Below are 24,978 nucleotides of genomic sequence, written 5' to 3'. Positions count from 1 at the left end.
CGTCGGTGCCGAACACCAGGAAGCGGTCGAAGCCGCGCGCGAACCAGCGGTCGTGGGTGACCGCGACCACGGTGCCCTCGAAGCCGGCGAGCCCCTCCTCCAGCGCCTCCGCCGAGACGAGGTCGAGGTTGTCGGTCGGCTCGTCGAGCAGCAGCAGCGTCGCACCCGACAGCTCCAGCAGCAGGATCTGGAGGCGCGCCTGCTGACCGCCCGAGAGCGACTCGAACGCCTGCTCGGCCGCCCCCGCGAGCCCGTACCGGTCGAGCACGCGGCTCGCCGCCTCCCGCTGGAGCCCGTCGCGCCGGTCGTCGCCGCGGTGCAGGATCTCGAGCAGCGTGCGCCCGACGAGCTCGGGATGCTCGTGCGCCTGGGCGAACAGTCCGGGGGCCACGCGGGCGCCGAGTTTCGCGGACCCGGTGTGCGGGACGGGCGCACCTGACACGTCCGCCGACGCCAGATGGCCCGCCGACGGGTCGGGGTCGGTGCCGCCCGCGGCGAGCAGCCGCAGGAAGTGCGACTTGCCGGAGCCGTTGGAGCCGAGGACGGCCACTCGCTCTCCGAACCACACCTCGGTGTCGAACGGACGCATGAGCCCGGTCAGCTCCAGGTCGGTGCACTCGAGCACGCGCCGGCCGGTGCGGGCGCCGGTCAGCCGCATCCGGACGTTCTGCTCGCGCGGCACCGCCTGCGGCGGCCCGGCGGCCTCGAACCGGGCGAGCCGCGTCTGCGCCGCCTGGTAGGCGTTCGCGAGGTCGCTGTTGTACTTCGCCTTCTCCTTGAATCGCAGCACGAGGGCCTTGAGCTTCGCGTGCTCCTCGTCCCAGCGGCGGCGCAGTTCCTCCAGGCGCTCCATCCGCTCGCGGCGCGCGTCGTGGTACCCGGCGAAGCCGCCGCCGTGGGTCCAGGTCGTGTTGCCGGCCGCGCCCAGCTCCAGGGTGACGATGCGGTCGGCGGCGTTGGCGAGCAGCTCGCGGTCGTGCGAGACGACGAGCACCGTCTTCGGGGTCGCGCGCAGCTGCTCCTCGAGCCAGCGCTTTGCGGGCACGTCGAGGTAATTGTCCGGCTCGTCGAGGAGCAGCACCTGCTCCGGCCCGCGCAGCAGCGCCTCCAGCACCAGCCGCTTCTGCTCGCCGCCCGACAGCGTCCGCACCTGCCGGTAGCGGGCGCGCTCGAACGGGACGCCGAGGGCGGCGACCGTGCACTGGTCCCAGACGACCTCCTGGTCGTAGCCGCCGGCGTCGGCGTACTCGGTGAGGGCGGTGGCGTAGCGCAGCTGCGTGTCCGTCTCGTCGCGCTCGATGATCGCGTTCTCGGCGGCCTCCAGCGCCTCGGCGGCCGCACGCACGGCCGCAGGCGCCACACCCACGAGCAGGTCGTGCACGGTGCGCTCGTCGCGGACGTGGCCGACGAACTGGTCCATCACCCCGAGTCCGCCGTCGATGGCCACGTTGCCGGAGTCGGGCCGCACCTCGCCACGGATGATCCGCAGCAGTGTCGACTTGCCCGCGCCGTTCGCGCCGATGAGCGCAGCCACCCGTCCGTCACCCACGCGGAAGGAGACGTCGTCGAGCAGCGGACGGCCGTCGGCGAGCGTGTACGAGACGCCGGAGACATCGATGTGAGACATGCGGGGATCCTGATCTGGTGGCGGGCAAAGCCTTCCAGAGTAGCGCGGTGGAGCTATGAGCAGCGCGAAGCGATGCCGCGACCCCAGCGCCGAGGGAGCCTGCGACCGAGGTCAACCGCCGCCCGCGGGAAGGCGGACGGCGGTTTCGAGTGAGGTTCGCGGCTCAGCGGCGGTAGTTGGGCGCCTCCACGACCATCTGCACGTCGTGCGGGTGCGACTCCTTGAGACCTGCGGCCGTGATGCGGACGAACTTGCCGTTCGCCTTCAGCTCGGGGATGGTGCGAGCGCCGACGTAGAACATCGACTGGCGGAGGCCGCCGACCAGCTGGTACGACACGGCCGAGAGCGGACCGCGGAACGGCACCTGACCCTCGATGCCCTCGGCGATCAGCTGCTCGTCGCTCGGCACATCCGCCTGGAAGTACCGGTCGCGCGAGTACGAGGTCTTCTTGCCGCGGGTCTGGAGCGCGCCGAGCGAGCCCATGCCGCGGTAGTTCTTGAACTGCTTGCCGTTGACGAAGACGAGCTCGCCGGGCGACTCGGACGTGCCCGCGAGCAGCGAGCCCAGCATGACGCTGTCCGCGCCGGCGACGAGCGCCTTGGCGATGTCGCCGGAGTACTGCAGGCCGCCGTCCGCGATCAGCGGGACGTTCGCCTCACGCGCAGCGAGCGAGGCCTCGTAGACCGCGGTCACCTGCGGGACGCCGACGCCGGCGACCACGCGCGTGGTGCAGATCGAGCCCGGGCCGACACCGACCTTGATGGCGTCCGCACCCGCGTCGATGAGCGCCTGCGCGCCGGAGCGGGTCGCGACGTTGCCGCCGATGACGTCCACGTGCGAGGCACGCGGCTCTGCCTTGAGGCGGCGGATGATGTCGAGCACGCCGGCGCTGTCGCCGTTGGCGGTGTCGACGACGATCACGTCGACCCCTGCGTCGACGAGCGTCATCGCGCGCTGCCAGGCGTCGCCGAAGAAGCCGATCGCGGCGCCGACGCGCAGGCGGCCCTCGTCGTCCTTGGTGGCGTCGGGGTACTTCTCGCTCTTGTCGAAGTCCTTGACCGTGATGAGGCCACGGAGCTTGCCGTCGGCGTCCACCAGCGGCAGCTTCTCGATCTTGTGCTCGGCGAAGATGGCGACCGCCGAGTCCGGATCGATGCCCACCGGAGCGGTGATCAGCGGCTGGCGGGTCATCACGTCGCGGACCTTCGTGGTCGACCGCTCGAACGGCGAGACGAAGCGCATGTCTCGGTTGGTGATGATGCCGACCAGGGTGCCGTCGGGCTCGACCACCGGCAGGCCGCTGACGCGGAACTGGCCGCACAGCGCGTCCACCTCTTCGACGGTGGCGTCGGGCGTGGTCGTCACCGGGTTGGTGATCATGCCCGACTCGGAGCGCTTCACCTTGTCGACGTGCGCAGCCTGGTCCTCGATGGAGAGGTTGCGGTGGATGATGCCGATGCCGCCGTGACGCGCCATGGCGACCGCCATGCGCGACTCGGTGACGGTGTCCATCGCGCTCGACAGCAGAGGCGTGGCCATCGTGATGCGCCGGGTCAGGCGAGTCGAGGTGTCCGCCTCGCTCGGGATGACGTCGGTGTGCCCGGGGAGCAGCATGACGTCGTCGTAGGTCAAACCGATGAAACCGAACGGATCGGGCTGATCCATTTCACCCCTATCAAGAAGATGCGCGACTGTGGATGCTCAATGGTAACGGCAGAACCTGGGCGGGTATTCCGTGGATCCGGCGCCTCAGTCGACCGTCGCCAGGTCGAGCTCCGCCGCGCGCTTCCCCTGTCGCGCCGCGACGATCATGTCGACGCTCAGGATGAGAAGCGCCAGCCACACGATGGCGAAGCCGAGCCAGCGCTCGGGGGGCATCGCCTCGTGCAGCACCGCGACGCCGACGATGAACTGGATGAACGGCGCGAAGTACTGGATGAAGCCCATGTACACCAGCGGGAGCCGGCGCGACGCCGCGGCGAAGAACAGCAGCGGGACGGCGGTGATGACGCCGGCGCCGACGAGGAGGACCGTGTGCCAGACGCCCGCGGTGCCGATGGTGAGACCGGCCGTCACTCCGACGACGATCAGCTGGATGACAGCCACCGGGGTCAGCCACATCGTCTCGAGCGTGAGGCCGGAGAGCGCGTCCACCCGGTTGCCGACGCGCTTCTTGATCAGGCCGTACAGGCCGAACGAGAACGCGAGGATGAGGGCGATCCAGGGCATCGAGCCGTAGCCGACCGCCAGGACGATCACGGCGACGATGCTCACGCCGACCGCCACCCACTGCGCCACGCGCAGCCGCTCGCGCTGCACGAGGACGCCCAAGAAGACCGTCACGATCGGGTTGATGAAGTACCCGAGCGCGGCCTCCACGACGTGCCCGCTCACGGTGGCGAGCACATAGGTCTGCCAGTTGACGTAGATCAGGACGCCGGCGAGACCCATCGTGAAGAGCACGCGCCGGTCCGTGAGCAGGCGGCCGAAGGTCTTCCACGTGCGGGTGACCGTCAGGGCGATGGCGCAGAAGCCGAGCGAGAAGACGATCCGCCAGGCGACGATCTCCCAGGCGCTGGAGGGCGCGAGGGCCAGGAAGTAGATCGGGAGGATGCCCCAGAGCACGTACGCGGAGACCGCGTAGACGAGGCCGGAGGTGCGGTGCGAGGTGAGGTCGTCGGAGGGTGCTGCCACTCACCCGACTCTACCTCTGCCCGCCGACACGGATGTTCCGCTCGGTCCCCTCCCGGCGGCCGCCGTTCGTCACGAATGGGCGCCATTCGTCACGAAGGACGTCGATTCGTCACGAATGGCGGCGCGCCCCCGGGAAACGACGACGGCCCGGCTGCACAGGGCAGCCGGGCCGTCGGAAGCGGGGTGTCGCGTCAGCGCACGACGACCGCGAGCACGTCGCGGGCCGACAGGACGAGGTAGTCCTCGCCGCCGAACTTGACCTCGGTGCCGCCGTACTTGGAGTAGATCACCTTGTCGCCGACGGCGACGTCGAGCGGGATGCGGTTGCCGTTGTCGTCGATGCGGCCCGGGCCCACGGCCACGACCTCGCCCTCCTGCGGCTTCTCCTTGGCGGTGTCGGGGATGACCAGACCGGAAGCAGTGGTCTGCTCAGCCTCGACCTGCTTGATGACGATGCGATCCTCGAGCGGCTTGATGGAGACCGACACGTTGACCCCTTTCCTGTGGAGCTTGACGAAGACTGATTAGCAAACTCGTGGTGAGAGTGCTAACACGAGTCTAGGGGGTGCATTAGCAGTCACGCAACGTGAGTGCCAAGGGTAGCGTTGAGCACATGGAACGGTCCGAGCTGGTCGCACTTCTGAGCCCCGAGGGGCTTCGGCTGCTCGACTCCCTCCCCCCGTACCGCAGCGAGCGGGACGTGCTGCACCTGGTCGCCGACCTGCGCAAGCAGGGCCACTCGCCTGCCCTGGTCGCCGCCGTGCTGACCCAGTCGAAGCTGCGCAGGAAGGCGCAGGCGAAGTTCGGCGACTTCGCCTCCCAGATGCTGTTCACCGAGGCAGGGCTGGAGCAGGCGACGCGCCTCCCCGTCGCCGCCCGGCACGCCGGCCGGTTCCGCGCAGCGGGCCTGCGCTCGGTCGCCGACCTGGGCTGCGGGATCGGCGGCGACGCGCTCGCCCTCGCCGCGCTGGAGCTGGACGTCACCGCCGTCGACGCCGACGAGGTGACCGCGGCGATCGCCTCCTTCAACCTCGCACCGTTCCCCACCGCCGTCGTGGAGCAGAAGCGGGCCGAGGACGTCGACCTGCGCGGGATCGACGGCGTCTTCCTCGACCCCGCCCGGCGCACCGCCGGGCACACACAGACCGAACGACTGACCGATCCCGACGACTACACGCCGTCGCTCGGGTTCGCGTACGAGCTGGCCACCGGGCGTTCGGTCGGCCTGAAGCTCGGCCCCGGGTTCGATCGCGACCTCATCCCGTCCACCGCCGAGGCCCAGTGGGTGTCGGTCGACGGCCAGGTGGTGGAGCTGGGGCTGTGGTTCGGCGCGCTGGCCCGTCCCGGCATCCACCGGGCTGCGCTCGTCCTGCGCGGCGACCGGGCCGACGAGCTCACGGCCGATGCCGACAGCGAAGATGTCGAAGCCGGTCCGCTGGGCGAGTACCTCTACGAGCCGGACGGCGCGGTGATCCGCGCCCGCCTCATCGGCGACCTCGCGCGCAGCATCGACGGGCGGATGCTGTCCGAGCAGATCGCGTACATCACCGCGGACGCGCCCGTCGCGACGCCCTTCGCCGCCGGCTTCCGCATCCTGGAGACGCTGCCCTACGCCGAGAAGGACCTCAGGAAGGCGCTGCGGCAGCGCGGCATCGGCACGCTCGAGATCAAGAAGCGCGGCGTGGATGTGGACCCGGCCGCCCTGCGCCGCCGGCTCTCCCTGAACGGCGACCGCCCGGCGACCCTGATCCTGACCAGGGTCGCCGGGCGGCACACGGCTCTGCTCGCCGAGCGGCTCTGAGCCGCCCGGCGCCGCATCTCAGTAGGTGCTCGGGTAGCTGTTCGCGATGCTGGCGAAGATGATCGCCAGGAAGATCCAGTAGATGATCGCGATCGCGAGGCTGACGAAACCGAGGATGATGCCGGTCAGCCAGAACCCGCGCGCCTGCGGCTCCTTGTTGCGGCCGATGAAGCCGAGCACGATCGCCGCGATGCCGAACAGGAAGCCGATGCCCCAGGCGATGTTCAGCACGATGCCGAGGATGCCGCCGACGAGCGAGAGGATGCTCAGGATCGGCGATTTGGCGGCCGGCTGCGCGTACGGCTGGGTGTAGCCCGGCGCGGGCTGACCGTAGGCGGGCTGGCCGTAGGGCTGCTGGCCCGGCTGGCCGTACGGCTGGCCCGGCTGCGCGTAGCCCGGAGCCGGCGGCTGCTGACCGTACGGCTGGGCCGGAGGCTGCTGGCCGTAGCCCGGAGCGGGCGGCTGCTGGCCGTAGCCCGGGGCGGGCGGCGGCGGCACCGCGCCGGTGTCACCGGCGGGCGGCGCGGGCGGAACCGGTGCCGCGGGCGGCGTCGGCGGGGTCGGAGCGGCCGGCGGCACGGAGCCGTTCTGGGCGTTGGGTTCCGCCGGGTCGGCGGGAGCGTTCGGATCGGTCATGGGACCCATCTCCTTCAGTGCTGGAAGCGTGCGGTCGGCGCCTCACGGGAAGGGAAGATCCTGAGAGAACGCTGTATCTGTTCCATGGTGGCAGGGCCCGCGCGGGGGTGTCAACGCACCTCTCAGCGCATGACCTGAATGTCCGTCACCGGGAGGGTGGAGTCGGCGGAGAAGGTCAGCTCGCTCGGCCCGTGCCCGGCCATGATCAGCTGCGCGCCGAGCGCCGCGATCATCGCCCCGTTGTCGGTGCACAGCGAGAGCGCCGGGATGCGCAGGGCGACGCCCGCGTCCGCTGCGCGCGCGATCGCCAGCCGACGCACGCGGGCATTGGCGACGACGCCGCCGCCCAGCAGCAGCCGCGGCACGTCGAAGTCCCGGCAGGCCGCCAGCGCCTTGGTGATGAGCACGTCGGCGACCGCTTCGCGGAAGGAGGCGGCGACGTCGGCCACCGGCACCTCCTCGCCCGCGTCCTGGCGCTGCTCGACCCAGCGCGCGACCGCCGTCTTGAGGCCGGAGAACGAGAAATCGTAGCGGTGCTGCTCCAGGTCTTTGGGCTTGGTGAGCCCCCGCGGGAAGCGGATCGCCTTCGGGTCGCCGTCCGCGGCGACCCGGTCGATCTGCGGGCCGCCGGGGTACGGCAGGCCGAGAACGCGCGCGACCTTGTCGAAGGCCTCCCCCGCCGCGTCGTCGATCGTCTCGCCGAGCAGCCGGACGTCGGACACCAGGTCGCGCACCAGCAGCAGCGACGTGTGACCGCCGGAGACGAGCAGCGCGATCGTGGGCAGCTCCACCGGGTGACCGGGCCCGCCGGAGGCGTCGAGCAGGTCGGCCCCGACGTGCCCGACGAGGTGGTTGACGGCGTACAGCGGCTTGCCGAGGGACACGGCGAGCGCCTTGGCCGCACCGACCCCGACCATCAGCGCGCCGGAGAGGCCCGGTCCGCTCGTGACGGCGATCGCATCCACGTCGGCCAGCCGGATGCCCGCGTCGTCGACCGCCGTCCGCAGTGTCGGCTCGAGCGCCTCCAGGTGTGCGCGTGCGGCCACCTCCGGGACGACGCCGCCATACCGGGCGTGCTCCTCCATCGACGAGGCGATCGTGTTGGAGAGCAGGGTCGTGCCGCGGACGATACCGACACCGGTCTCGTCGCAGGAGGTCTCGATGCCGAGCACCAGGGGGCCGGCTGCAGAGGCGTCGAGGTGGGTCATGCCAGGGTGGTCTCCGGGTTCGGGACGGCGAGACGCATCACGATCGCGTCCACCCCGTCCGGCTGGTAGTAGCGCGGCCGCACGCCGATCTCCTCGAAGCCGAGCTCCCGGTACAGCGTCTGGGCGCCGGGGTTGTCCGCGCGCACCTCCAGGAACAGCTCGCGCGCGCCGCGACGCCGGGTCTCGGCGATCAGCGCGAGCATGAGCGTGCGTCCGAGGCCGCGGCGGCGGGCGTGCGGCGCCACGGCGATGGTCTGGATGTCGCCCTCCGCCCCGCCGCGCGGCGCCAGCAGCCCGGCGTACCCGTCGATGCGGTCCGGCGTCTCCGGCTCGAACGCGACCAGGTAGTACCCGTGCTCGCCCGTCACCTCGGAGAGCATCGACCGCTCCGACCAGGCGTCGGTGATGAAGATGGACCGCTCCAGCTCCATGATCGCGGGCACGTCGTCCGCCTGCGCCCGGCGCAGCTGGTAGGCGGTCACGCGGTCACCCGCTTCGGTCCCGCGGACAGCGTCACGTCGGGCGACCGCAGGTACAGCGCCTCGTCGGCATCCATCGGCAGACCGTTCGCGTAGCGCAGCTCGGCGAGCATGCCGAGCCGGCCGGCGGGCACGACCTGCGCGTCGATCCGGGAGAGGTCGGGATGCGGCAGCTCGTCCGGCTTCGCCAGTCCCGGCCCGTCGAGGCGCACCGGGAGGCCGAAGCCGTCGGCGCCCGAATACGCGGTCCAGTACCGCTCGCGGCGCCGGGCGTCCGTCACCACGATCACGGGACCGCTGTTGCCTTCGGCGTACCAGTCGTAGGCGACGGCGTCGTGGCTGACCACCGGGACCAGCGGCTTGCCTGCGCCGATCGCGAAGGCCTTGGCGGCGGCGATGCCGACGCGCAGGCCCGTGAAGGGACCGGGTCCCATTCCCGCGACGACGCCCGACAGCGCACGGACCTCGACGCCGGAGGCGGTGAGGGCCTCCTCGATGAGCGTGCCGATGACCTCGGCGTGGCGCATGGTGTCGGTCTCGATGACCTCCGACAGCACGCCGCCGTCGCGGTCCACCACTGCCACGCTGGTGCCGGCGGACGTGTCGATGGCGAGGAGCATGCCTCCAGCCTAAGCGGGATCGCCGACGACCGGCGTGCCCGCCCAGCGGGGGCCGTACCCTGTGACCGTGACCGTGCGCGGCTCGTCGGACTCGCCGACCTCGTCCGCCTGCTCCGCGTCGGGCGCGTCTCCGGCCTCCCGTCGCTCGTCGGCGCCGGTGGGCCGTTCGATCGCGACCTCCAGCCACGACTCGGCGACGCCGTCCAGCATCCCGGCACCCCACTCGACCACGACGACGGACCGGGCGAAGTCGATGTCGAGGTCGTCCAGTTCGAGCGCGCTGGACAGCCGGTACGCGTCCACGTGCACGAGCGGCGCCCCTCCGGTGAGGCTCGGGTGCGTGCGGGCGAGCACGAACGTGGGGCTCGTCACGGGGCCGCGCACCCCCAGCCCTTCGCCGATGCCGCGGGTGAGGGTGGTCTTGCCCGCGCCGAGCGGTCCGGACAGCACGACGAGGTCGCCGGCGCGGAGCGCGCCCGCGAGCTCCCGGCCGAAGGCGTGCATCCCCTCGGCCGTGGCGATCCGTCGCGTGGTCACGCCGCGCCTCCGACGAAGGTCCGCGCGAGACGGCCGCCGAGCCGCGTGACGATCTCCCAGTTGATCGTGTCCGCCGCCTCGGCCCAGTCGTCCGCGCTCGGAACGCCGGTCGCCGGGTCGCCGAACAGCACCACCTCGTCGCCGACCTGCACCTCCAAGTCGCCCACGTCGACGATGAACTGGTCCATCGCGACCCGGCCGCTGATCCGGAAGGTGCGGCCGCCGATCGACACCGGGGCGCGGTTGGACGCGTGCCGCGGGATGCCCTCGGCGTACCCGAGCGGCACCAGCGCCAGCGTGGTCTCCTCCGTGGTGCGGTACGTGTAGTCGTACGACACGCCCTTTCCCGCCGGCACCCGTCGCACGGCGGCCACACGCCCGCGCACGGTCATCGCCGGGCGCAGCCCCAGCTCGGCACCGTGCCCGCCGCCGAAGGGCGACAGCCCGTAGGCGGCGATGCCGAAGCGAACCAGGTCGTAGCGCGCCTCCGGGAGGGAGAGCGCTGCGGCGCTGGCGGCGAGGTGCCGCAGCTCCGGCTGCAGTCCCGCGGCCTCGGCCCGCGCGAGCGCCCTCTCGTACACCGCGACCGCGGCGAGGTCGTCCTCCGGGGACGCGTTGGAGAGGTGTGAGAAGATGCCGCGCACCACGATCCGCCCCGCGTCCTCGAGCTCGCGCGCCCGGGCGAAGACGGCGTCCCAGTCCTGCTCGGCGACACCGTTGCGGCTGAGGCCGGTCTCCACCTTCACCTGCACGGCGACCGGCGTCTCGCCGTCCCCGGCGGCCGCGGCGGTCTCCAGCTGGACGAGCGACGACAGACCGAGATCGATGCGCGCGCGGACGGCCTCGGCGAAGTCGTCCTCCGGGTCGTGCAGCCAGGCCAGCACGGGAGCGGTGATGCCGGCCTCGCGGAGGGCGAGACCCTCGGCGATCTCGGCGACCCCGAGCCAGTCCGCGCCGCCGGCGAGCGCCGCCCGGGCGCATTCGACCGCCCCGTGCCCGTAGGCGTCGGCCTTGACGACCACCATCGCGTGGGGCGTGGGCACCAGCTCTCGCAGGCGCCGAACGTTGCCGGTCACCGCGTCCAGGTCGACGACGCGCTCGCGGAACGCCGGGGTCACGGCGCCGACTCCGTCACGACGAACGCGGTGGCCACCCCGGCGTCGTGCGACATCGAGACGTGGATGCGCACGATGCCGCGTTCGCGCACCTGCGCCTCGACCACGTTGTGCAGCACGAAACCGGGGTTCCTCTCCTCGTCCGGGACGATCTCCATGTCGTGCCAGCGCACGCCCTCCGAGCCGCCGAGCGCCTTGATCAGCGCCTCCTTGGCAGCGAACCGGGCCGCCAGCGAGTGCACCGCCAGCGGACGCTCCGCCTCCGTGAACAGCCGCTCGCGCAGCTTCGGGGTGCGCTCGATCGACCGCTCGAAGCGGGCGAGGTCGACGACGTCGACCCCGATGCCGGCGATCATGGGATCACTCCACGGTGACGGACTTGGCCAGGTTGCGCGGCTGGTCGACGTCGAGGCCCTTTGCGGCGGAGAGCTCCATCGCGAAGACCTGCAGCGGGATGACCGCGAGCAGCGGCTCGAACAGCGGAGCGGCGAGCGGGATGCGGATGACCTCGTCGGCGAACGGCAGCACGGCCGCGTCTCCGGCCTCGGCGATCGCGATGACGCGGGCGCCGCGGGCGCGGATCTCCTGGATGTTCGAGACGACCTTCTTGTGCAGCTCGTCCGACCAGCGCGGGCTGGGCACCACGACGAACACGGGCTGACCCGGCTCGATCAGCGCGATCGGGCCGTGCTTCAGCTCTCCCGCGGCGAAGCCCTCGGCGTGGATGTAGGCCAGCTCCTTGAGCTTGAGCGCACCCTCCAGCGCGATCGGGTAGCCGACGTGACGGCCGAGGAACAGCACGGAGCGGGTGTCCGACATCCACTTGGCCAGCTGCGCGATCTCGGCGTGCGACTCGAGCACGGTCGCGATCTTCTCCGGGATCTGCTGCAGCTCGTCGATGGCGTCGCGCTGCTGCGCATCCGTCAGCGTGCCGCGGATGCGGGCCAGGTGCAGACCGAAGAGGTACAGCGCCGTGATCTGGGCGACGAACGCCTTGGTCGAGGCGACCGCGACCTCCGGGCCCGCATGCGTGTAGAGGGCGGCGTCGGACTCGCGCGGGATGGTCGCACCCTGCGTGTTGCAGACGGAGATGGCCTTCGCGCCGGCCTCGCGGGCGTACTTGACGGCCATCAGCGTGTCCATCGTCTCGCCGGACTGGCTGATGGAGATGACGAGCGTGCCGTCGGTGAGCACAGGCTCCCGGTAGCGGAACTCGTGGCTGAGCTCGACCGTCACGGGCACGCGAGCCCACTTCTCGATGGCGTAGCTGCCGACGACACCGGCATAGGCGGCGGTGCCGCAGGCGATGATCGTGATGCGGTCGATCCCGGCGAAGTAGTCGTCGCCGAGCGCGTCGAGCTCGGGGATGTGCACGGTCTCGCCCACGATCCGGCCGCGGAGGGTGTTCGCGACCGCGTCGGGCTCCTCGGCGATCTCCTTCGCCATGAACGACGACCAGCCGCCCTTCTCGGCGGCGGAGGCGTCCCACGCCACCTCGAACGGCTCCACCTCGACGGGAGCGCCCGCGAAGTCGGTGACGGTCACGCTGTCGGGCGTGATGGTCACGATCTGGTCCTGACCGATCGCCATCGCCCGGCGGGTGTGCTCGACGAAGGCGGCGACGTCGGAGCCGAGGAAGTTCTCCCCGTCGCCGAGGCCGATGACGAGCGGCGAGTTGCGGCGCGCGCCGACGACGACGTGCGGCTGGTCCTGGTGCATGGCCAGCAGCGTGAAGGCGCCCTCCAGACGCGAGACGACGCTCTGGAACGCCTGCGGCAGGTCGCCCGTACGGCGGTACTCGCGGCCGAGGAGCACGGCGGCGACCTCGGTGTCGGTCTCCGACTCGAAGGCGAAGCCGTCGGCGAGCAGCTCGTCCTTCAGTGTCGCGAAATTCTCGATGATGCCGTTGTGGATGACGGCGAGACGGCCGTCGTCACCCAGGTGCGGGTGGGCGTTCACGTCGGTCGGGCCGCCGTGCGTCGCCCAGCGGGTGTGCCCGATGCCGGTCTGCCCGTTCGGGATGGGGTGCTCCTGCAGGTCCTCGGTCAGCACGGAGAGCTTCCCGGCCTTCTTCGCGGTGCCCAGGGCCCCGTCCGGGCCGATCACGGCGATGCCCGCCGAGTCGTAGCCGCGGTATTCCAGGCGCTTCAGGCCACCGAGCAGCACCTCGAGGCTCTTGTCGGTACCGACGTACCCCACGATTCCACACATGCACCCGAGTCTACCGTGGGTCCAGGTGCGGACCCGCTGGGAGCGCACCCCTAGACTGGGTGCCCTATGCTCCCCCACGGCGACTCCTCCACCCCCTTCGTCGAGCTCAGCAGGGCCGACTGGGCGGAACTGGCGCAGAACACCCGCCTCCCGCTGCAGGAGACGGAGATCGTGCAGTTGCGCGGTCTCGGCGATCCGCTCGACATGCGCGAGGTCGAGGAGGTCTACCTCCCCCTGAGCCGACTGCTCAACCTGTACGTCGCCGGAACGAAGCAGTTGCACAGGGCGACCAGCGACTTCCTGGGCGAGCGCGCGGCGAGCACCCCGTTCGTCATCGGCGTCGCCGGGTCGGTCGCCGTCGGCAAGTCGACCATCGCCCGGCTGTTGCGCGAGCTGCTCTCGCGCTGGGACGACACGCCCCGGGTCGAGCTGGTGACCACCGACGGGTTCCTGCTCCCCAACGCCGAACTGCAGCGCCGCGGGCTGATGGAGCGCAAGGGCTTCCCCGAGTCGTACGACCGCAAGGCGCTGCTGCGCTTCGTCACCGCCGTCAAGAGCGGGGCGCCGGAGGTTCGCGCCCCGTTCTACTCGCATCTCAGCTACGACATCGTGCCGGACGCGGAGATCGTCGTGCGCCGCCCGGACGTCCTGATCGTCGAGGGCCTCAACGTGCTGCAGCCCGCGGGCGGCGGAAACCGGCTCGCCGTGAGCGACCTGTTCGACTTCTCGGTGTACGTCGACGCCCGGCAGCGCGACATCGCGCACTGGTACGAGGAGCGCTTCCTGAAGCTGCAGCGCGGGGCGTTCGCGAACCCGAAGTCGTACTTCCACCGGTACGCCGAACTGACCGAGGATGAGGCGCGTGCGCGTGCCGCCAGCATCTGGACGAGCATCAACGAGCCGAACCTGGTGCAGAACATCCGCCCGACGCGGTCGCGGGCGAAGCTCGTCCTGCGCAAGGATTCGGAACACGCGGTGAGCTCCGTTCTGCTGCGAAAGCTCTGACCCGCCCCTCTGCCTGGGGTCCGGACGCGCGAGGTCGAGGTGCTCTGGCCCGCGATGCGGCAATGCCATAGACATGAGGTATGCCAGTACCACGCTCCCGGGCCGCAGACATCCTCGGCAGACGCGTGCGCGAGGCCCGCATCGCGCTCGGTATGAGCCAGGAGGACATCGCCAACCTGGCCGGCATGCACGTCACGAACTTCGGCCGGATCGAGCGCGGCGAGGCGAACTCCGAGCTGCACACCATCGTCCGCATCGCGACGGCGCTGAACGTCGATCCGGCGGTCCTGATGGCCGGCCTGTACGGCACCGAGATGCTCCCGGACCGCTCGCGGTCCTACTCGGTCGCCGATTTCGTCGCCGCGCAGCGCGCGCAGCCCGAATGACCGACCTGGCTCTTACACCTCAGTGCTGTGAGCCACGGACGTAGACGCTCTGGTCGGGAATGCAGGCATTCGGTAGGCATGAAGCATGCCGACCCCTCGCTCCCGCGCCGCCGAACTCTTCGGCCAGCGCGTCCGAACCGCCCGCGTCGCTCTCGGGATGAGCCAGGAGGAGATCGCCAACCTCGCCGACATGCACGTGACGAACTTCGGGCGGGTGGAGCGCGGCGAGGCCAACTCCGAACTGCACACCATCGTGCGCATCGCCACGGCGCTCGACACCGACCCCGCGGAGCTGATGGCCGGCCTGTACGGCGATGGCATGCTGCCGCAGCACGCCCGCGCCTACTCCGTCGCCGACTTCATCGCGGCCCGCCGGGCCGAAGAGGGCCGCTGACCGCAGGCCGCGACTGCGGCCGCTCGGAACGATTGCGGCTGCGCGCGCAGGCGCACTCGTTCCGAACCGGCGCAGACGCGGGCGAACGGATGCGGCTAGAGCGCCAGCCGCTCCCGCACCACGTCGGCGAGCTCGTTCGCGAGCCGCTCCGCGGTGACCTGATCGGACGCCTCCACCATCACGCGGACCAGCGGCTCGGTGCCGGACGGTCGCAGCAGCACGCGGCCGGTGTCGCCCAGCGCGCTCTCCGCCGTGCGGACCGCCGTGCGGAGGCCCTCGTCGGTGTGCACGGCGTGGTGGTCCACGCCCTTCACGTTGACCATGACCTGCGGGTACACCGTCATCACCTTCGCCAGCTCGGCGAGCGTCTTCCCGGTCCTGGCCATCTCCGAGAGGAGGTGGAGGCCGGTGAGGATGCCGTCGCCGGTCGTCGCGAACTCGCGCATGATGACGTGACCCGACTGCTCGCCGCCGAGCGAGTAGTCGTTCTCGTTCATCTCCTCGAGCACGTAGCGGTCGCCGACAGCCGTCTCGACCACGCGGATCCCGTTGTCGCGCATGGCGAGCTTCAGGCCCAGGTTGCTCATCACGGTCGCCACGAGGGTGTCGTCGCGCAGCTTGCCGCGCTCCTTCATCCCGACGGCGAGGATCGCCATGATCTGGTCGCCGTCGACGATGTTGCCGTCCGCGTCGATCGCGAGGCAGCGGTCCGCGTCGCCGTCATGGGCGATGCCGACGTCCGCCCCGGCGGCCAGGACGGCCTTCGCCAGGTTGTCGAGGTGGGTCGAGCCGACCCCGTCGTTGATGTTCATCCCGTCGGGGGCGTCGCCGATGACGGTGACGCGCGCGCCGGCGTCGGTGAAGACCTCGGGCGAGACGCCGGCGGCCGCGCCGTGGGCGCAGTCGAGCACCACGTGGATCCCGTCGAGCCGATGCGGCAGGCTCGCCAGGAGGTGGAGAACGTAGCGGTCCTCGGCGTCGGCGAAGCGGCGGATACGGCCGACATCGGCCCCGGTCGGGGTCAGCTTGTCGAGGTCGAGGTGCTGCTCGATGCGATCCTCGACGATGTCGGGCAGCTTGGTGCCGCCGCGGGCGAAGATCTTGATCCCGTTGTCGGGCGCCGGGTTGTGCGAGGCGGACACCATCACCCCGAAGTCGGCGTCGAAGTCGGAGATCAGGAAGGCCGCAGCCGGGGTGGGGATGACTCCCGCGTCGAACACGTCGATGCCGGAGCTGGCGAGCCCGGCGGCGACGGCGGCGGAGAGGAACTCGCCCGAGACGCGGGGGTCACGGGCGACGATGGCCGTCGGGCGCTTGCCGGCTGCGCGGCGCGCCTCGGCGCTTCGGCCTTGCGTCAGTACAGCTGCAGCTGACTGCGCAAGGCCGAGCGCCAGGTCGGCGGTGAGACTGCCGTTCGCGAGACCGCGAACGCCGTCGGTTCCGAAAAGGCGGGGCATGGACCGAAGCCTAGACGCTCGCGAGCGTCAGCGCTTGGAGAACTGCGACGCCTTGCGGGCCTTCTTGAGACCGGCCTTCTTGCGCTCGGTGACGCGGGCGTCGCGGGTCAGGAAGCCGGCCTTCTTCAGCGTCGGGCGGTTGTTCTCGCGGTCGATCTCGTTGAGCGCGCGCGCGATGGCGAGGCGCAGCGCGCCCGCCTGGCCCGAGGGGCCGCCGCCGGTGATGCGGGCGACCACGTCGTAGGAGCCGAGGAGGTCGAGCACCTTGAACGGGTCGTTGATGAGCTGCTGGTGGAGCTTGTTCGGGAAGTAGTCCGCGAACTCACGGCCGTTGACCGTGATGGTTCCGGCGCCCGGGACCAGGCGCACACGCGCGATGGCCTCCTTGCGGCGGCCGACGGCCGCGCCGGGCACGGAGAGGACGGGACGGGGCGCGGCCGGGGCCGCGCTCTCCGGGGTCTCGGTCGAGTAGGACTCGACGTTCTCGACCTGGGCCGAGTCGATGCTGTCTGCGATCTTCGCCACGGTGGTGATAATCCTTTGTCTCTGAGTCTGAAAGTCGTCTACGCGCTTACTGCGCGACCTGGCCGAGCGTGTACGGCTTCGGCTGCTGGGCGGCGTGCGGGTGCTCGCTTCCGGTGTAGACCTTCAGCTTGCGGAGCTGGGCGCGACCGATGGAGTTCTTCGGGAGCATGCCGCGGACGGCCTTCTCGACGGCGCGGATCGGGTTCTTCTCGAGCAGCTCCGAGTAGGTGGTGGCCTTGAGGCCGCCCGGGTAGCCCGAGTGGCGGTAGGCCTTCTTCTGGAGGAGCTTCTGACCGGTCAGGGCGACCTTGTCCGCGTTGATGATGATGACGAAGTCACCGGAGTCCATGTGCGGGGCGAAGGTCGGCTTGTGCTTGCCGCGGAGGAGGGCGGCGGTGTGGCTGGCGAGACGGCCGAGCACGACATCGGTCGCGTCGATGACGACCCAGTCGCGCTGGATCTCGTCTGCCTTCGGGGAATAGGTGCGCGTCACAGTAGTGGCTGCTTTCTGTCTCGAACGGAGGTGTTCGTGAATCCCGCTCCGATGGGGGTTCGTCTCTTGGGAAGAGGGAACCGATGCCGGTGGAGGGCTCACGTTCGCGTGTCACGCCGCAGGAGGCGCGGACACCAAAGATCAATAGTACGGGAGTGCGGTGTACGCGGTCAAACCGGGTGGATTCCACTCATCCGCAGGGCTGAAATCGCGGCCGATCGAGCACGGAGACCCGGCGGTTCACCCTAGCGTGACCGGTATGAGATCGCTCCTGCTCCGCAGCCGCTGGCTGCTCGAACCGGCAATCGCCGTGGTCTTCTTCGTCTTCTGGGCGTTCGCCCTGGTCGGCAGGAATCAGCTGGGGCCGGGCATGCTGCGCGCAGAGGGCCCGTTCTGGGCGGCGCTTCTCCTCCTGGCATGCGCGATCGGCGTGTCCCGTCTCAGCCCGATCGCCGCCATGGCGATAGGAACAGCCGTCCTCATCGGCCAGCTGCTGTTCCCGGTCGGCATCTTCGACGACCCGCTGGTCTACCTCGGCTACGTGATCGTCGCCCTGGTCGTCGCCGCGTCGGTGCGCGGCCGTATGCGCGTGGTCGCGTTCGCCTTCGCGGTGGGCGCCGGAATCTCGGCCGCGGGACTCATGGCATGGGCATTCGGCATCGGGCGCGGGGATCCCGCAGCCAGAGACCTCTTCTTCGTCCTCTGCGCCGCTGCGGGCGCGATGGCCTGGCTGGTCGGGACGCTCACCGGGGTCTGGTCGCACTCTCACCGGAAAGAGCTGGAGCTCGAGCGGGCCACGGGCCGCCTGCGTGTTGCGGAGGCCGAAGCGCTGGTCACGAGCGAGCGTGAGCGCATCGCGCAGGACGTGCACGACATCATGGCGCACTCCCTCTCGGTGATCCTCGCGCAAGCCGATGGCGCCCGCCTGCTCGCCGAGGAGCGGCCGGCGGCGGTCGCGCCGTCCCTCGGAACCATCGCCGACACCGCGCGATCGTCGCTCACGGAGGTGCGCATGCTGATCGAGACGCTTGTCGGCTCCCCGACGGGCATCGAGCATCCCGGTCTCGGCGACCTCGACGACCTCGTCCGGCGGCTGTCCGACTCCGGACTCTCGATCTCGGTGGAACGCTTCGGCGGCGACGGCGACTTGACGCCCGCCCAGCAGCTGGCCGTCTACCGGATCGTGCAGGAGGCGCTGACCAACGCGTTGAAGCACGCGGGCCCCGGCGCCGCCGCCCGGCTGGCGCTGGACATGCGCGAGGACGGCCTCGCACTGTCGGTCGCCTCCCGACCCGCCGACCCCGCCCGCACGCCGCCCGAGCCGAACACTGCAGGCCGAGGACTCGTCGGCATGCGCGAGCGCGCCCGGCTGGCGGGCGGCTGGCTCGACGCCGGACCCGACGACGACATCCCCGGCGGCTACCTCGTCACCGCCTACCTCCCGGCGGCCGGCCGCGCGGCGGTGACCGCATGATCCGGGTCGCGGTCGCCGACGACCAGCCCCTGTTCTGCGCCGGCCTGCAGATGATGATCGAGTCGCAACCCGACCTCGCGTTCGCCGGCGCCGCCCTCGACGGCGCGCACGCCGTCGAGCTGGCACGGGAGGCACATCCCGACGTCATGCTCATGGACATCCGGATGCCGAACGTCGACGGGATCGCCGCCACCCGGGCGATCCGCGACAGCGCCGCAGCCGCCCTCCCCCGCATCGTCGTCCTCACCACCTTCGAGCGCGACGACGCGGTCGCGGCCGCGCTCCGCGCCGGAGCGGACGGCTTCGTGCTCAAGGACGCGACCCCCGACCTCATCCTCTCGACGATCCGTACGGTCCACGAGGGCACGTCCGTCATCGCCCACAAGTCGACGAGCGACCTGTTCCGCAGCATCGCCCAGCGCCGTCCCGAAGCGATCGCCCCGCTCTCCATGCGCGAGAAGGAGGTGTTCCTGCTTGCGGCACGCGGGCTCGGCAACGCGGAGATCGGCCGGACGGCGTTCATCTCCGAGGCGACCGTCAAGACGCACATCCGCAGCATCCTGGCGAAACTGGACCTCGCCACCCGGGTGCAGCTGGTCGCGTTCGCCTACGAGAACGGGCTCGTGCGCTGACCCGCGCCGGAGGCGACGTCAGCGCTGCCCGACGGGGAAGACGACGCCCGCCTGCTGCTCCGACACCTCCCAGACCCGCGCGGCCTCCGCGTCGTCGCGCAGCGGCGCGTACAGGGTCTGCTCCGCAGGCACCCCGCCGAGGTGGCCCGGCCCGCTCGGCCCGTACATTCGGCCCCCGACGGCATCCGGCCCGGTGGCCGCCAGCAGCGCCGGGAGGGCAGCGGTCTCCGGGGTCCCGACGAGCACCCCGCGCGCGGAGAGCCAGCGGATGACGCGTACGGCCCCTGTGTCGGACGAGCGTCCGTACCCGGGCTGCGCGGCGAGCAGGTTCGTGGGGGCGACACCGGGATGCGACAGGTTGCTCACGATGCCCCACCCGTTCGCGGTACTGCGGCGGTCGAGTTCGAGCCCGAACAGGCCGAGCGCGATCTTCGAGGCGCTGTAGGCGCGCTGGGCACGATAGCGGCGCTCGCTCGCGAGGTCGTCCCAGTCGATGGAGCCGCTCCTCGCGGCGACGCTCACCTGCGAGGTGACGCGCGCCCTCCCGTCCCGCAGCAGCGGCAGGAGGGCGCCGACGAGCGCGACGTGGCCGAGGTGGTTGGTGCCCCACTGCAACTCGAAGCCGTCGACCGTGGTGCGGCGTTCGGGGGGTGTCATCAGACCGGCGTTGTTCACGAGCACGTGGATCGGGTCGCCGTCCGCCCGCATCCGGTCACCGAAGGCGGCGACGGACTCGAGCGAGGCCAGGTCGAGGTCGCGGAGCACCAGGGCCGCGTCCGGCGCCGCCGAGCGGATGCGCTGCACGGCCGCCTCGCCCTTCGCGCGGTCCCGGACCGGCAGCACGACCTCCGCGCCCGCGGCAGCCAGCCGCGTCGCGATCACGATCCCCATGCCGTCGCTCGCGCCGGTGACGACCGCGCGGCGTCCGCTCAGCGGCGGGATCTCGATGTCGATGCTGCGTGCCATGCCCGTTCTCCTTCTGTCGGTGGTTCCACCCTGAACCTCGCGGCCGCGCCGTAGCCACGGCCCGACGATCCGTGGCTGCGGAGCACGCGGGGCGGTAGACATGAGGGGTGATCGATCGCATCGGGCTCGCCGGGTTCCTCCGCACGCGGCGCGAGCTGCTGCAGCCGGAGGACGTCGGACTCCCGCGCGGCAGCAGGCGACGCACCTCCGGTCTGCGGCGCGAGGAAGTCGCCGCGCTGTCCCACATGTCGGTCGACTACTACGCGCGGCTGGAGCGCGAGCGCGGTCCGCAGCCGTCGGAGCAGATGCTCGCGTCGATCGCGCAGGGGCTGCACCTCTCCCACGCGGAACGCGATCACCTGTTCCGGCTCGCCGGCCACACGCCTCCGGACCGCGGCTCCGAGAGCGAGCACGTGAGCCCGGGTCTGCTGCGGGTGCTCGACCGCCTCGACGACACCCCGGCGGAGATCGTGACCGAGCTCGGCGCGACGTTGCGGCAGAGCCGGATGGGCGTGGCCCTCACCGGAGACACGGCGTCCCTCCGGGGACCGGAGCGCAGCCTGGGCGTGCGCTGGTTCACCGATCCGGACGCGCGCCGGCTCTACGCGGAGCGAGACCACGACTTCCTCAGCCGGATGTTCGCATCCGGTCTTCGCGAGATCGCCACGACCCGGGGACCGGACTCACGGGCGGCCGCTCTGGCCGAGTACCTGGGCGCACGCAGCGAGGAGTTCCGCCGACTCTGGGCCGCCCACGAGGTCGGGCTGCGCCCGACGGAGGTGAAGCACTTCGTGCATCCCGAGGTCGGAGAGCTGGAGATGCACTGCCAGCAGCTCGTCGACCCCGGTCACGCGCATTCGCTGCTCGTGTACACGGCGGTGCCGGGCAGCGAATCCGCCGACAAGCTGCGGCTGCTGTCGGTCATCGGGGCGCAGACGCTGAGCTGACCGGCCGGGCTACAGCTCGCGGAGGGCCCGGGTTCGCTCCGCGCGCAGGGCCAGCTCCGGACCCTCCGGGTAGCCGACCTCCATGAGCGTGAGCCCGCGGGCCGGCATCACCTTGAACGCGCTCGTGCGGCGCTTCTCGTCGCGCAGGCCCACGAGGTCGCCCGGGCCGAGCTTGCCCTCCCCTACCTCGACGCACGCACCGACCAGCGCGCGCACCATGCTGTGGCAGAACGCGTCCGCGGTCAGGTCGGCGAGCAGCACGCCGTCCGGGTCGCGGCGCCAGGCGAACGCCTGCAGGGTGCGGATGGTCGTCGCCCCCTCACGCGCCTTGCAGTAGCTGGCGAAGTCGTGGAGCCCCAGGAGCCCGTGGGAGGCGATGTCCATCGCGTCGGCGTCGAGATCGGACGACACCCACGCGGTGCGGTGACGCTGCAGCGGGTCGCGCAGGGCGAGGCGGTCGGCGACGCGGTACTGGTATCGCCGCCACAACGCCGAGAAGCGGGCGTCGAAGCCGTCCGGCGCGACGGTCGCGGCGAGCACGACCACGTCGGACACCGGGCCGAGGACGCCGTTGAGCCGTCGGCCCAGCGCCTCCTCCGCCGACAGCGGTGGGCGCTTGCCGTGCGGCTTGCGCAGGATCGCCTCCTGAGCCTCCGTCAGGTCGACGTGGGCGACCTGACCGACCGCGTGCACGCCCGCGTCGGTGCGGCCCGCCACCGTCAGCTGCGGTGGTTCGCCCGCACGCCGGAAGATCGTCGCGAGCGCGTCCTCCAGCGTCCCCTGCACCGTCCGCAGCCCCGGCTGGCGGCCCCAGCCGTTGAAGTCGGTCCCCTGGTAGGCGACGTCGAGGCGGTAGCGGGTGGTCCGTGTCTCAGTAGGCACGGACGAGCCCCAGCTCCTGCTGTGTGGTCGCGAATCCCATCCCGGTGTAGAGCCCGAGGGCGCCGGTCGGATTCTCAGCGTCCACGTCCAGCACGACCTTGTCGAGTCCGCGTGCCGCCGACGCGAGGAGCACGTGGCGCAGCAGGGTCGGCGCGATGCGGCGCCCGCGGAAGGGCCGGATCACCGCGACCGTCGACACGTACGAGCTGGAGAAGCCCTGCCCCGGCCAGTCGCCCTCGGCGACGTCGGTGAGGAGCACTCCGGCCGGCTCGTCGCCGACGAACGCCACGAACGAGAGGTCGGCGACGAAGGAGCCGGAGACCAGCCCGGCGAACTGCTCGTCCGTCAGCGGCTGGCTGCCCCAGTGGTCGCGGAACGCGTCGTTCCTCACCCGGTGCGCCTCGGCCGACAGCTCCGGGCGGTACGGCTCGATCCGTACGTCGCCGACCGGCGTCACCTCCGGAATGGGCTCCGAGAGGTCGCGCTCCATGGTCTGGAAGTACCGCACCACCTCGAAGCCGCTCGCCTCCAGCAGCCGCTTGCGGTCCGGCGCCCGCCCGTCCGCGTATCCGACCAGCCAGCCGGGGAGCGTCTTGTCCGACGCGGCCAGCTTCTGCTCCCCGCGCGCCCGCTGCCACGCCAGCAGCTCCCGGCCGATCCCGCGCCCGCGGAACTCGGGATGGACGCCGCCGTTCAGGAACTCGCGCACCAGCGTCTCCTGCCGGGGCGGCTCCATGACGATGCCCGCCGCGGCGATCCGGCCGTCCGCGGTCAGGGCGAGGAGGGTGTCCGTCTCGAGGTCGATGAAGCTGTAGCCGAGCTCCTCCTCGAGCTCGTCACGGGTGGTCAGGTAGTTCGGATGGTCGGCGGCGTCGATGGCACGGACCACCTCCAGCACCGCATCCAGGTCGGCGAGGGTCGCCGGCCGCCACTCCGCGATCTCGGGATGCGACGGTCGGTGCGTCGGCGGGGCCGTCACGCGCTCCCGGAGCGGGGCGAGGACGGCGTCGTCGGTCGAGGTCATGCCTCCACCATAGAAGAACCGCCGCCGGCGGCGTCGCCGCCTTCCGCAGGACCGAATCGATACGAATCTCCGTCGCGGCTGTCTTCCGTCGGAGATTCAGCACGCCTCTGGCCGAATCTCCGACGGAACGGCGTCAGAGCTGCGGGAACGACGAAGGCCCCGCATCGCTCGGATGCGGGGCCTTCGTGCGTACGGGCGAAGGAGGTTACGCCTTCTCGGCCTCGGCCTCTGCGTCGGTCTCGCCTGCGGCGTCGGCGTCGGCGGTGGCGTCCTCGACGACCTCCGCCTCAGCGGCGGCGGTGTCGGTCGACGTCTCGTCAGCCGACGTCTCGTCAGCGCTGGTCTCCTCGGCGGCCGGCTCCTCGACCGGGGCGGCGGCCTTCGGCGCGGCGGACGACTTGGACGACTTCACCTTCGGGGCGACGGGCTCGAGCACGAGCTCGATCTGCGCCATCGGCGCGTTGTCGCCCTTGCGGTAGCCGAGCTTGGTGATGCGGGTGTAGCCGCCCTCACGCTCGGCGACCAGCGGCGCGATCTGCGTGAACAGCTCGTGCACGACGGTCTTGTCCTGGATCACGGCCAGGACGCGACGGCGGGCGTGCAGGTCGCCGCGCTTCGCGAACGTGATCAGGCGCTCGGCCACGGGACGGAGGCGCTTCGCCTTGGTCTCGGTGGTCTTGATGCTCTTGTGCGTGAAGAGCGCAGCGGCCAGGTTGGCGAGCAGCAGGCGCTCGTGCGCCGGGCCGCCCCCGAGGCGGGGGCCCTTGGTGGGCTTAGGCATGATCGGTTATCTCCAGTGTTGAAAAGGTCTGATGGCGTAGTCGGGGGACGTGCCTCAGATGGTGGTGGACTCGTCCTCGTCGTACCCGCTGTAGAAGTGGGCGCCGTCGAACCCGGGGACCGAGTCCTTCAGCGACAGGCCCATCTCCGTCAGCTTGTCCTTGACCTCATCCACCGACTTCTGACCGAAGTTGCGGATGTTCATGAGCTGCGTCTCCGACAGCGAGACGAGCTCGCTCACGGTGTTGATGCCCTCGCGCTTGAGGCAGTTGTAGGAGCGGACCGACAGGTCCAGGTCCTCGATCGGCATCGACAGCTCGGAGCTGAGGACGGCGTCGACCGGCGCGGGGCCGATCTCGATGCCCTCGGCCGCGCTGTTGAGCTCGCGGGCCAGACCGAACAGCTCGACCAGCGTGCGGCCGGCCGACGCGATCGCGTCGCGCGGGCTGATCGCGGGCTTGGTCTCGACGTCGACCACGAGGCGGTCGAAGTCGGTGCGCTCGCCGGCACGGGTGGCCTCGACGCGGTAGGTGACCTTGAGGACCGGCGAGTAGATCGAGTCGATCGGGATCTGGCCCGCCTCGCTGTACTCGTTGCGGTTCTGCTGGGCCGAGACGTAGCCGCGGCCGCGCTCGATGGTCAGCTCGACCTCGAACTTCGCCTTGTCGTTGAGGGTCGCGATGACCAGCTCGGGGTTGTGGATCTCCACACCGGCCGGAGCCGAGATGTCGGCGGCGGTGACCTGACCGGCGCCGGTCTTGCGGAGGTACGCGGTGATCGGCTCGTCGTGCTCGCTCGAGACCACGAGACCCTTGATGTTCAGGATGATCTCGGTGACATCCTCCTTCACGCCCGGCACGGTGCTGAACTCGTGCAGCACGCCGTCGATGCGGATGCTGGTGACCGCAGCGCCAGGGATGGAGGAGAGGAGGGTGCGACGCAGGGAGTTGCCGAGGGTGTAACCGAAGCCCGGCTCCAGCGGCTCGATGACGAACCGCGAGCGGAACTCGGAGATGTTCTCTTCGGTGAGCGTAGGACGCTGTGCAATGAGCACTGTTGATTCCTTCCGGCTAAGTGTCCGCTA

Annotated in this window: 26 protein-coding genes and 2 pseudogenes; 7 read left to right on the top strand and 21 right to left on the bottom strand. The window is 71.1% G+C overall.

What is annotated here, in order from left to right; translation table 11 throughout:
• Nucleotides 1-40: 40 nt before the first annotated feature.
• The 5 genes and pseudogenes from HNO83_RS20885 to groES all read right to left on the bottom strand — a co-directional run.
• A pseudogene (locus HNO83_RS20885) lies at nucleotides 41-589 on the bottom strand (ATP-binding cassette domain-containing protein); the annotation flags it as partial.
• A 480-nt stretch (nucleotides 590-1,069) separates the two neighbouring features.
• A pseudogene (locus HNO83_RS20880) lies at nucleotides 1,070-1,627 on the bottom strand (ATP-binding cassette domain-containing protein); the annotation flags it as partial.
• Between the two features lie 163 nt (nucleotides 1,628-1,790).
• Nucleotides 1,791-3,293 carry an IMP dehydrogenase gene (gene guaB, locus HNO83_RS11950; RefSeq protein WP_175337743.1) on the bottom strand — a complete coding sequence of 501 codons (1,503 nt, stop codon included), beginning with the start codon at nucleotides 3,291-3,293 and terminating at the stop codon, nucleotides 1,791-1,793.
• Between the two features lie 84 nt (nucleotides 3,294-3,377).
• Nucleotides 3,378-4,322 carry an EamA family transporter RarD gene (gene rarD / locus HNO83_RS11945; protein ID WP_175337742.1) on the bottom strand — a complete coding sequence of 315 codons (945 nt, stop codon included), beginning with the start codon at nucleotides 4,320-4,322 and terminating at the stop codon, nucleotides 3,378-3,380.
• A gap of 191 nt (nucleotides 4,323-4,513) precedes the next feature.
• Nucleotides 4,514-4,810, bottom strand: a complete 297-nt coding sequence (groES, locus tag HNO83_RS11940) for a co-chaperone GroES (protein ID WP_018191921.1) — start codon at nucleotides 4,808-4,810, stop codon at nucleotides 4,514-4,516.
• A gap of 125 nt (nucleotides 4,811-4,935) precedes the next feature.
• Between groES and HNO83_RS11935 the strand changes: the two genes are divergently transcribed.
• Nucleotides 4,936-6,123 carry a class I SAM-dependent methyltransferase gene (locus HNO83_RS11935; protein WP_175337741.1) on the top strand — a complete coding sequence of 396 codons (1,188 nt, stop codon included), beginning with the start codon at nucleotides 4,936-4,938 and terminating at the stop codon, nucleotides 6,121-6,123.
• An 18-nt stretch (nucleotides 6,124-6,141) separates the two neighbouring features.
• Here the strand turns inward: HNO83_RS11935 and HNO83_RS11930 are convergent, their stop codons facing one another.
• The 8 genes from HNO83_RS11930 to glmS all read right to left on the bottom strand — a co-directional run bounded on the left by HNO83_RS11930 (nucleotide 6,142) and on the right by glmS (nucleotide 12,929).
• Entirely contained in the window at nucleotides 6,142-6,759 is a 618-nt protein-coding gene (locus HNO83_RS11930) for a DUF4190 domain-containing protein (RefSeq protein WP_175337740.1), read from the bottom strand.
• A 122-nt stretch (nucleotides 6,760-6,881) separates the two neighbouring features.
• On the bottom strand, nucleotides 6,882-7,967 hold the full coding sequence (gene tsaD, locus HNO83_RS11925; RefSeq protein WP_175337739.1) for a tRNA (adenosine(37)-N6)-threonylcarbamoyltransferase complex transferase subunit TsaD: 1,086 nt from the start codon (nucleotides 7,965-7,967) through the stop codon (nucleotides 6,882-6,884).
• Entirely contained in the window at nucleotides 7,964-8,398 is a 435-nt protein-coding gene (gene rimI, locus HNO83_RS11920) for a ribosomal protein S18-alanine N-acetyltransferase (protein ID WP_175337858.1), read from the bottom strand. Before rimI ends, tsaD begins: the two co-directional genes overlap by 4 nt.
• A 47-nt stretch (nucleotides 8,399-8,445) precedes the next feature.
• A complete protein-coding gene (gene tsaB / locus HNO83_RS11915; RefSeq protein ID WP_175337738.1) occupies nucleotides 8,446-9,066 on the bottom strand; it encodes a tRNA (adenosine(37)-N6)-threonylcarbamoyltransferase complex dimerization subunit type 1 TsaB in 621 nt (206 codons plus the stop codon).
• Between the two features lie 9 nt (nucleotides 9,067-9,075).
• Complete coding sequence (gene tsaE / locus HNO83_RS11910; RefSeq protein ID WP_175337857.1) at nucleotides 9,076-9,570, bottom strand: tRNA (adenosine(37)-N6)-threonylcarbamoyltransferase complex ATPase subunit type 1 TsaE; 495 nt, start codon at nucleotides 9,568-9,570, stop codon at nucleotides 9,076-9,078.
• A 29-nt stretch (nucleotides 9,571-9,599) separates the two neighbouring features.
• Nucleotides 9,600-10,721, bottom strand: a complete 1,122-nt coding sequence (alr, locus tag HNO83_RS11905; RefSeq protein ID WP_175337737.1) for an alanine racemase — start codon at nucleotides 10,719-10,721, stop codon at nucleotides 9,600-9,602.
• Nucleotides 10,718-11,074, bottom strand: a complete 357-nt coding sequence (locus HNO83_RS11900; protein ID WP_175337736.1) for a holo-ACP synthase — start codon at nucleotides 11,072-11,074, stop codon at nucleotides 10,718-10,720. The genes alr and HNO83_RS11900 overlap by 4 nt, the downstream gene beginning before the upstream one ends.
• A 4-nt stretch (nucleotides 11,075-11,078) precedes the next feature.
• Nucleotides 11,079-12,929, bottom strand: coding sequence for a glutamine--fructose-6-phosphate transaminase (isomerizing) (gene glmS, locus HNO83_RS11895; protein ID WP_175337735.1), 1,851 nt, complete (start codon nucleotides 12,927-12,929; stop codon nucleotides 11,079-11,081).
• Between the two features lie 66 nt (nucleotides 12,930-12,995).
• Between glmS and coaA the strand changes: the two genes are divergently transcribed.
• The 3 genes from coaA (at nucleotide 12,996) to HNO83_RS11880 (ending at nucleotide 14,714) form a co-directional block, all read left to right on the top strand.
• Nucleotides 12,996-13,934, top strand: a complete 939-nt coding sequence (gene coaA, locus HNO83_RS11890) for a type I pantothenate kinase (RefSeq protein ID WP_175337734.1) — start codon at nucleotides 12,996-12,998, stop codon at nucleotides 13,932-13,934.
• Between the two features lie 80 nt (nucleotides 13,935-14,014).
• Nucleotides 14,015-14,320 (top strand): helix-turn-helix domain-containing protein, encoded by a 306-nt coding sequence (locus HNO83_RS11885; protein ID WP_175337733.1) that lies wholly within the window; start codon nucleotides 14,015-14,017, stop codon nucleotides 14,318-14,320.
• 85 nt (nucleotides 14,321-14,405) lie between these two features.
• Nucleotides 14,406-14,714 (top strand): helix-turn-helix domain-containing protein, encoded by a 309-nt coding sequence (locus tag HNO83_RS11880; RefSeq protein WP_175337732.1) that lies wholly within the window; start codon nucleotides 14,406-14,408, stop codon nucleotides 14,712-14,714.
• A 95-nt stretch (nucleotides 14,715-14,809) separates the two neighbouring features.
• On the opposite strand, the gene glmM is transcribed toward HNO83_RS11880, so the two are convergent.
• From glmM to rplM, 3 genes are read right to left on the bottom strand one after another with little or no spacing between them, the layout of a single operon-like run.
• A complete protein-coding gene (gene glmM, locus HNO83_RS11875; RefSeq protein ID WP_175337731.1) occupies nucleotides 14,810-16,171 on the bottom strand; it encodes a phosphoglucosamine mutase in 1,362 nt (453 codons plus the stop codon).
• A 27-nt stretch (nucleotides 16,172-16,198) separates the two neighbouring features.
• The gene (gene rpsI, locus HNO83_RS11870; protein WP_175337730.1) at nucleotides 16,199-16,696 is read right to left on the bottom strand and encodes a 30S ribosomal protein S9; all 498 of its coding nucleotides are present in this window, start codon (nucleotides 16,694-16,696) and stop codon (nucleotides 16,199-16,201) included.
• A 46-nt stretch (nucleotides 16,697-16,742) separates the two neighbouring features.
• Nucleotides 16,743-17,189 carry a 50S ribosomal protein L13 gene (gene rplM, locus HNO83_RS11865; RefSeq protein ID WP_175337729.1) on the bottom strand — a complete coding sequence of 149 codons (447 nt, stop codon included), beginning with the start codon at nucleotides 17,187-17,189 and terminating at the stop codon, nucleotides 16,743-16,745.
• 259 nt (nucleotides 17,190-17,448) lie between these two features.
• On the opposite strand from rplM, the gene HNO83_RS11860 reads away from it, so the two are divergent.
• Complete coding sequence (locus tag HNO83_RS11860) at nucleotides 17,449-18,663, top strand: sensor histidine kinase (protein WP_175337728.1); 1,215 nt, start codon at nucleotides 17,449-17,451, stop codon at nucleotides 18,661-18,663.
• Nucleotides 18,660-19,295 (top strand): response regulator transcription factor, encoded by a 636-nt coding sequence (locus HNO83_RS11855; RefSeq protein WP_175337727.1) that lies wholly within the window; start codon nucleotides 18,660-18,662, stop codon nucleotides 19,293-19,295. The genes HNO83_RS11860 and HNO83_RS11855 overlap by 4 nt, the downstream gene beginning before the upstream one ends.
• An 18-nt stretch (nucleotides 19,296-19,313) precedes the next feature.
• Here the strand turns inward: HNO83_RS11855 and HNO83_RS11850 are convergent, their stop codons facing one another.
• Nucleotides 19,314-20,261, bottom strand: coding sequence for an SDR family oxidoreductase (locus HNO83_RS11850; protein WP_175337726.1), 948 nt, complete (start codon nucleotides 20,259-20,261; stop codon nucleotides 19,314-19,316).
• Nucleotides 20,262-20,368: 107 nt separating this feature from the next.
• Here HNO83_RS11850 and HNO83_RS11845 point away from each other — a divergent pair, with 107 nt between their 5' ends.
• The gene (locus tag HNO83_RS11845) at nucleotides 20,369-21,208 is read left to right on the top strand and encodes a helix-turn-helix transcriptional regulator (protein ID WP_175337725.1); all 840 of its coding nucleotides are present in this window, start codon (nucleotides 20,369-20,371) and stop codon (nucleotides 21,206-21,208) included.
• A gap of 9 nt (nucleotides 21,209-21,217) precedes the next feature.
• On the opposite strand, the gene truA is transcribed toward HNO83_RS11845, so the two are convergent.
• The 4 genes from truA to HNO83_RS11825 all read right to left on the bottom strand — a co-directional run bounded on the left by truA (nucleotide 21,218) and on the right by HNO83_RS11825 (nucleotide 24,948).
• Nucleotides 21,218-22,090: a tRNA pseudouridine(38-40) synthase TruA gene (gene truA / locus HNO83_RS11840; RefSeq protein ID WP_175337724.1), complete on the bottom strand. Its 873-nt coding sequence runs from the start codon at nucleotides 22,088-22,090 to the stop codon at nucleotides 21,218-21,220.
• Nucleotides 22,080-23,114: a GNAT family N-acetyltransferase gene (locus HNO83_RS11835; protein WP_175337723.1), complete on the bottom strand. Its 1,035-nt coding sequence runs from the start codon at nucleotides 23,112-23,114 to the stop codon at nucleotides 22,080-22,082. Before HNO83_RS11835 ends, truA begins: the two co-directional genes overlap by 11 nt.
• A gap of 205 nt (nucleotides 23,115-23,319) precedes the next feature.
• Nucleotides 23,320-23,895, bottom strand: a complete 576-nt coding sequence (gene rplQ / locus HNO83_RS11830) for a 50S ribosomal protein L17 (protein WP_175337722.1) — start codon at nucleotides 23,893-23,895, stop codon at nucleotides 23,320-23,322.
• Between the two features lie 54 nt (nucleotides 23,896-23,949).
• Nucleotides 23,950-24,948, bottom strand: a complete 999-nt coding sequence (locus tag HNO83_RS11825; protein WP_018191943.1) for a DNA-directed RNA polymerase subunit alpha — start codon at nucleotides 24,946-24,948, stop codon at nucleotides 23,950-23,952.
• Nucleotides 24,949-24,978: the final 30 nt, after the last annotated feature.

This window comes from Leifsonia sp. C5G2, assembly GCF_013359685.1.
Lineage (GTDB): Bacteria > Actinomycetota > Actinomycetes > Actinomycetales > Microbacteriaceae > Leifsonia.
Note: the sequence above shows the minus strand (reverse complement) of the source record. Positions and strands in the feature narration are given on the sequence as shown.

Bases quoted from the DNA above. Each gene is read 5' to 3' on its own strand.
- guaB (WP_175337743.1), bottom strand. From the start codon at position 3,293: ATGGATCAGCCCGATCCGTTCGGTTTCATCGGTTTGACCTACGACGAC.
- HNO83_RS11935 (WP_175337741.1), top strand. From the start codon at position 4,936: ATGGAACGGTCCGAGCTGGTCGCACTTCTGAGCCCCGAGGGGCTTCGG.
- HNO83_RS11930 (WP_175337740.1), bottom strand. From the start codon at position 6,759: ATGACCGATCCGAACGCTCCCGCCGACCCGGCGGAACCCAACGCCCAG.
- tsaD (WP_175337739.1), bottom strand. From the start codon at position 7,967: ATGACCCACCTCGACGCCTCTGCAGCCGGCCCCCTGGTGCTCGGCATC.
- rimI (WP_175337858.1), bottom strand. From the start codon at position 8,398: ATGGAGCTGGAGCGGTCCATCTTCATCACCGACGCCTGGTCGGAGCGG.
- tsaB (WP_175337738.1), bottom strand. From the start codon at position 9,066: ATGCTCCTCGCCATCGACACGTCCGCCGGCACCAGCGTGGCAGTGGTG.
- tsaE (WP_175337857.1), bottom strand. From the start codon at position 9,570: ATGCACGCCTTCGGCCGGGAGCTCGCGGGCGCGCTCCGCGCCGGCGAC.
- HNO83_RS11900 (WP_175337736.1), bottom strand. From the start codon at position 11,074: ATGATCGCCGGCATCGGGGTCGACGTCGTCGACCTCGCCCGCTTCGAG.
- glmS (WP_175337735.1), bottom strand. From the start codon at position 12,929: ATGTGTGGAATCGTGGGGTACGTCGGTACCGACAAGAGCCTCGAGGTG.
- coaA (WP_175337734.1), top strand. From the start codon at position 12,996: ATGCTCCCCCACGGCGACTCCTCCACCCCCTTCGTCGAGCTCAGCAGG.
- HNO83_RS11885 (WP_175337733.1), top strand. From the start codon at position 14,015: ATGCCAGTACCACGCTCCCGGGCCGCAGACATCCTCGGCAGACGCGTG.
- HNO83_RS11880 (WP_175337732.1), top strand. From the start codon at position 14,406: ATGCCGACCCCTCGCTCCCGCGCCGCCGAACTCTTCGGCCAGCGCGTC.
- glmM (WP_175337731.1), bottom strand. From the start codon at position 16,171: ATGCCCCGCCTTTTCGGAACCGACGGCGTTCGCGGTCTCGCGAACGGC.
- HNO83_RS11860 (WP_175337728.1), top strand. From the start codon at position 17,449: ATGAGATCGCTCCTGCTCCGCAGCCGCTGGCTGCTCGAACCGGCAATC.
- HNO83_RS11855 (WP_175337727.1), top strand. From the start codon at position 18,660: ATGATCCGGGTCGCGGTCGCCGACGACCAGCCCCTGTTCTGCGCCGGC.
- HNO83_RS11850 (WP_175337726.1), bottom strand. From the start codon at position 20,261: ATGGCACGCAGCATCGACATCGAGATCCCGCCGCTGAGCGGACGCCGC.
- HNO83_RS11835 (WP_175337723.1), bottom strand. From the start codon at position 23,114: ATGACCTCGACCGACGACGCCGTCCTCGCCCCGCTCCGGGAGCGCGTG.
- rplQ (WP_175337722.1), bottom strand. From the start codon at position 23,895: ATGCCTAAGCCCACCAAGGGCCCCCGCCTCGGGGGCGGCCCGGCGCAC.